This window comes from Streptomyces sp. KLMMK, assembly GCF_036961605.1.
GTDB lineage: Bacteria > Actinomycetota > Actinomycetes > Streptomycetales > Streptomycetaceae > Streptomyces > Streptomyces telluris.
The window spans coordinates 1-4,701 of sequence record NZ_JBAMDC010000462.1; the positions used below are offsets into that span (position 1 = coordinate 1).

Annotated in this window: 3 protein-coding genes and 1 pseudogene; all 4 read left to right on the forward strand. The window is 74.2% G+C overall.

Annotation, left to right across the window (positions count from 1 at the left end):
* Positions 1–410 (forward strand): LacI family DNA-binding transcriptional regulator (locus V7793_RS33640; protein ID WP_336013492.1); only part of this gene is annotated, 410 nt, incomplete at its 5' end.
* Positions 411–465: 55 nt separating this feature from the next.
* Positions 466–2,034, forward strand: coding sequence for a sugar ABC transporter ATP-binding protein (locus V7793_RS33645; protein ID WP_336013493.1), 1,569 nt, complete (start codon positions 466–468; stop codon positions 2,032–2,034).
* Positions 2,024–3,918 (forward strand): annotated as a pseudogene (locus tag V7793_RS33650) (ABC transporter permease/substrate-binding protein). Before V7793_RS33645 ends, V7793_RS33650 begins: the two are co-directional and overlap by 11 nt.
* A 55-nt stretch (positions 3,919–3,973) precedes the next feature.
* The coding region (locus V7793_RS33655) for a PfkB family carbohydrate kinase (RefSeq protein WP_336013494.1) at positions 3,974–4,701 on the forward strand (728 nt) is incomplete at its 3' end.

Genomic DNA, 4,701 nt, shown 5'->3' on the forward strand with positions numbered 1-4,701 from the left:
GCACGGCCCTCGCCGCGCACGGCGTCCCCCTGCCGCCCGAGCGCATCGGCGCGTCGCCCGACCTGCGCCCGGAGGGCGGCAGGCAGGTGATGCGCCGGCTGCTGGACCTCCCGGAGCCGCCGGACGCCGTGCTGGCCACCGACAACCTGATGGCGCTCGGCGCCCTGGACGAGATGCGGGCGCGGGGGCTGCGCGTCCCCTCCGACGTGGCGCTGGTCGCCTTCGACGACGTGGCGTGGTTCGCCCACCTCGACCCGCCGCTGACCGCCGTCGCCCAGCCGACACGCGAGCTGGGCCGGGCCGCCGTGCACACGCTGCTGGCGCGGATCGAGGGGCGCGAGGCGCCGTCGGTGCTGCTCCCCGCACACCTGGTGCGGCGCCGCTCGTGCGGTGAACCGCCGACCGGCTGACATCGGGCCGACCGGCATCGGGCCGGCCGACATCAGGACAGGAGAGGGGCAGCGCATGACCGGCGTCGACGACGACGTACCGGGCGGCCGCGAACTGCTGCGGGTCGAGGGCGTCACCAAGTCGTTCCCGGGCGTCCGCGCCCTGGACGGGGTCGACTTGAGTCTCCGCGCGGGAGAGGTGCACGTCCTCCTCGGCGAGAACGGCGCCGGCAAGAGCACGCTCATCAAGATGCTCTCCGGCGTCCACCGGCCCGACGGCGGCCGCATCCTGGTGGACGGCCGCGAGGTCGCGGTCCGCTCCGCGCAGGACGCGGAACGGCTCGGCATCGCCACGATCCACCAGGAGTTCAACCTCGTCCCCGGGCTGACCGTCGCCGAGAACATCTTCCTGGGCCGCCAGCCGCGCACCGCGCTGGGGCTGATCGACAAGCGCACCATGCGGGCCCGGGCGGCGGAGCTGCTGCGCCGCGTCCGGCTGGACGTCTCCCCCGCCGCGCCGGTCTCCGGACTCGGCATCGCCCGGCTCCAGATGGTCGAGATCGCCAAGGCCCTGAGCCTGGACGCCCGCGTCCTGATCATGGACGAGCCGACGGCGGTGCTCACCTCCGAGGAGGTGGGCACGCTCTTCGCCATCGTGCGCGAGCTGCGCGACAGTGGCGTGGGCGTCGTCTTCATCACCCACCACCTGGACGAGATCGCCGCGCTCGGGGACCGGGTGACGGTGCTGCGCGACGGCCGTTCGGTGGCCGAGGTGCCCGCCACGACGGACGAGAACGAGCTGATCCGGCTGATGGTCGGCCGCGACATCGCCGAGCAGTACCCGCGCGAGCGGCCCGCGGAGCCCGGGGCTCCGCTCCTGCGCGTGCGCGGGCTGACCCGCGCACCCGCCTTCCGCGACGTCGGCTTCGACGTCCGGGCCGGGGAGGTCGTGGGCCTCGCGGGCCTGGTCGGCGCGGGCCGTACGGAGGTGGCGCGGGCGCTGTTCGGCGTCGACCGCTACGACGCCGGGACCGTCGAGGTCGACGGCCGGGCGCCGGCGCGCGGCGACGTGCGGGCGGCGATGCGGGCCGGGGTCGGGCTCGTCCCCGAGGACCGCAAGGGCCAGGGCCTGCTGCTGGACGCCTCGCTGGGCGACAACCTCACCCTGGCCCGGCTGGCGCAGGACACGCGGGGCGGATTCGTCGACCGGGGAGGCCAGCGCCGGCGGGCGGCCGAGGTCGCCGAGCGGCTGAAGGTGCGCATGAGCGGCCTGGAGCAGAGCGCGCGCACCCTCTCCGGCGGCAACCAGCAGAAGGTCGTCATCGGCAAGTGGCTGCTGGCGGGCGCCCGGCTGCTGATCCTCGACGAGCCGACGCGCGGCGTCGACGTCGGCGCGAAGGTCGAGATCTACCGGCTCGTCAACGAGCTGACGGCGGCGGGCTGCGCGGTGCTGATGATCTCCAGCGACCTGCCCGAGGTGCTCGGCATGAGCGACCGGGTGCTGGTCATGGCCCAGGGCCGGATCACCGGCGAGCTGTCGGGCGAACGGGCCACGCAGGACGCGGTGATGGAACTGGCCGTCCGGCCGGTGGACGCCGCAGACACGTACGAAGCGAGCGCGATGGAGGGCTCCGATGTCGGCTGAGGTGCTGCGGGCGCCCGGGAGCAGTACGGGGCAGTGGTTCACGAGAGCGGTGCTCCGCAACGGCCCGCTGGGCGGACTGGTCGCCCTGGTCGTGGTGATGGCGGTGCTGTCCCGGGACTTCCTCAACGGGCAGAACCTCCTCAACGTGGGCGTACAGGCGTCCGTGACGGCGATCCTCGCGTTCGGCGTGATGTTCGTGATCGTGTCGGCCGGCATCGACCTGTCCGTCGGCTCGGTGGCCGCGCTCTCCGCGACCGTCGTCGCCTGGGCCGCCACGAAGGAGGGCCTGCCGGTCTGGGGCGCCCTGCTGCTCGGCCTCGCGGTGGGCGCGGGCGCGGGCCTGGTCTCCGGCGCCCTCGTCGCGTACGGGAGGCTGCCCGCCTTCATCGCCACCCTGGCGATGCTCTCGGTCGGCCGCGGCCTGGCCCTCGTGATCTCCGGCGGCTCCCCCATCGCCTTCCCCTCCTCCCTCGGCCGGCTCGGCGACACCCTCGGCGGCCGCCTGCCCGTGCCGGTCCTCGTGACGGTCGCCATGGGCTCGCTCGCGGCGCTGGTCCTGGCCCGTACGTACACCGGGCGCGCGATGTTCGCGATCGGTGGCAACGAGGAGGCGGCCCGGCTGTCGGGCATCGACGTCAAGCGCCGCAAACTCGTCATCTACGCGCTCTCCGGGCTGTTCGCCGCCGTGGCCGGCATCGTCCTGGCCGCCCGGCTGACCTCCGCGCAGCCGCAGGCGGCCGTCGGCTACGAACTGGACGCCATCGCCGCCGTCGTAATCGGCGGGGCGAGCCTGTCCGGCGGCTCCGGCAAGGCCTCCGGCACCCTCATCGGCGCGCTGATCCTCGCGGTGCTGCGCAACGGCCTCAACCTGTTGAGCGTCTCGGCGTTCTGGCAGCAGGTCGCCACCGGTCTCGTCATCGCCCTGGCCGTGCTGCTCGACACGCTGCGGCGCCGGAGCGCCCGGTGAGGGGGCGGAGGCTCGCGGCGACGGCCGCTGCGGCGCTCACGGCGGCCCTGGCCCTGTCCGGCTGCGACCGCGGCGGCGGCACCGACCTCGGGCTCGCCCTGTCCACGATGAACAACCCGTTCTTCGTCGGCATCAAGGAGGGCGCCCGGGCGGAGGCGAAGGCCCGCGGACTGAAGATCAACATCACGGACGCGCAGAACGACCCGACCCAGCAGATCAACCAGATGGAGACGTTCACCAGCCAGAACGTCAAGGCGGCCGTCATCAACCCGGTGGACTCCGACGCGGCCGTCCCGGCGGTGGGCGTGGCCAACCGGGCGAAGGTGCCGGTGATCTCCATCGACCGCGGGGTCAACGGCGGCAGGGTCGGCTCGACGATCGCCTCCGACAACGTCGCGGGCGGGCGGCTGGCGGCTCGGACGCTCGCCGAATCCCTCGGCGGCAAGGGGAAGGTGGCCTTCCTGGAGGGTCAGCCGGGGACGTCGGCGGCGCGCGAGCGCGGCAAGGGGTTCGAGGAGGGCATCAGGGCCTACCCGGGCATCGAGGTCGTGGCCCGCCAGCCTGCCGACTTCGACCGCACCAAGGGCATGGACGTCATGGCGAACGTGCTCCAGGCGCACCGGGACGTCGCCGGGGTCTTCGCCGCGAACGACGAGATGGCCCTCGGCGCCGCCAAGGCCCTGGGCTCCGCGGCGGGCAGGGGCGTCAAGGTCGTCGCGTTCGACGGCACCCCGGACGGGATCGCCGCCGTGCGCGCGGGCACGCTGACCGCGACCGTCGCCCAGCAGCCGAAGCTGCTGGGGCGGCAGGCCGTGGACTGGGCGGTGAGGGCCTCGAAGGGTGAGAAGCTGCCGGCACGGGTCAAGGTGCCGGTGGTGCTGGTCGACAGGAAGAACGCGGCGGAATTCGATGGGTGACACGTCCATGAGCAACGCTTCGACGGGTGACACACAGAGCGAACGGATCGAGCGGATGTACGACGTACTGGTCGTGGGGTCGGCCAACGCGGACCTGACGGTGCGGGTGGACCGCCGGCCCGGGGCGGGCGAGACGGTCCTGGGCACGGATCTGGTCGAATCGGCGGGCGGCAAGGGCGCCAACCAGGCCGCCGCCGCGGCCCGCCTCGGCGCCCGGACCGCCCTGCTGGCCAAGGTCGGTGACGACGCGTTCGGCGAGCTGCTGCTGGCGGGGCAGCGCGAAGCCGGCACGGAGCTGCGGCACGTGCTGGTCGAGGAGGGCATCCGGACGGGCACCGCGATGATCGTCGTCGGGCCGGACGGCGACAACAGCATCGTGGTCTCGCCGGGTGCGAACGCCCGTCTCCTCCCCGAGGAGGTCGAGGCCGCCCGGGAGGTGATCGCCGCGTCGGCGGTCGTCTCGATCCAGCTGGAGATCCCCCCGGCGACCGTACGGGCAGCCGCCGAGACCGCGCGCGAGGCCGGCACGCGGGTCGTGGTCAACCCCTCCCCCGTCCCGGACCGCCTGGACCCCGAACTCCTCGCGGCGGCCGACCCACTGGTCGTCAACGAGCACGAGGCCCGGCACCTGACGCAGCTCGTGGATGGCACGCCGGAGGCATGGGCCCGCTCCCTGCGCGACCAGGGCGCCCGTTCGGTCGTGGTCACCCTCGGCGCCGAGGGGGCCCTGGTCCTGGAGGCGGGGGCCGCAGAAGCGGTGGCGGTGCCCGGCGTCCAGGCCGA

Coding starts and splice junctions, on each gene's coding strand:
- V7793_RS33645 (WP_336013493.1), top strand. CDS start 466: ATGACCGGCGTCGACGACGACGTACCGGGCGGCCGCGAACTGCTGCGG.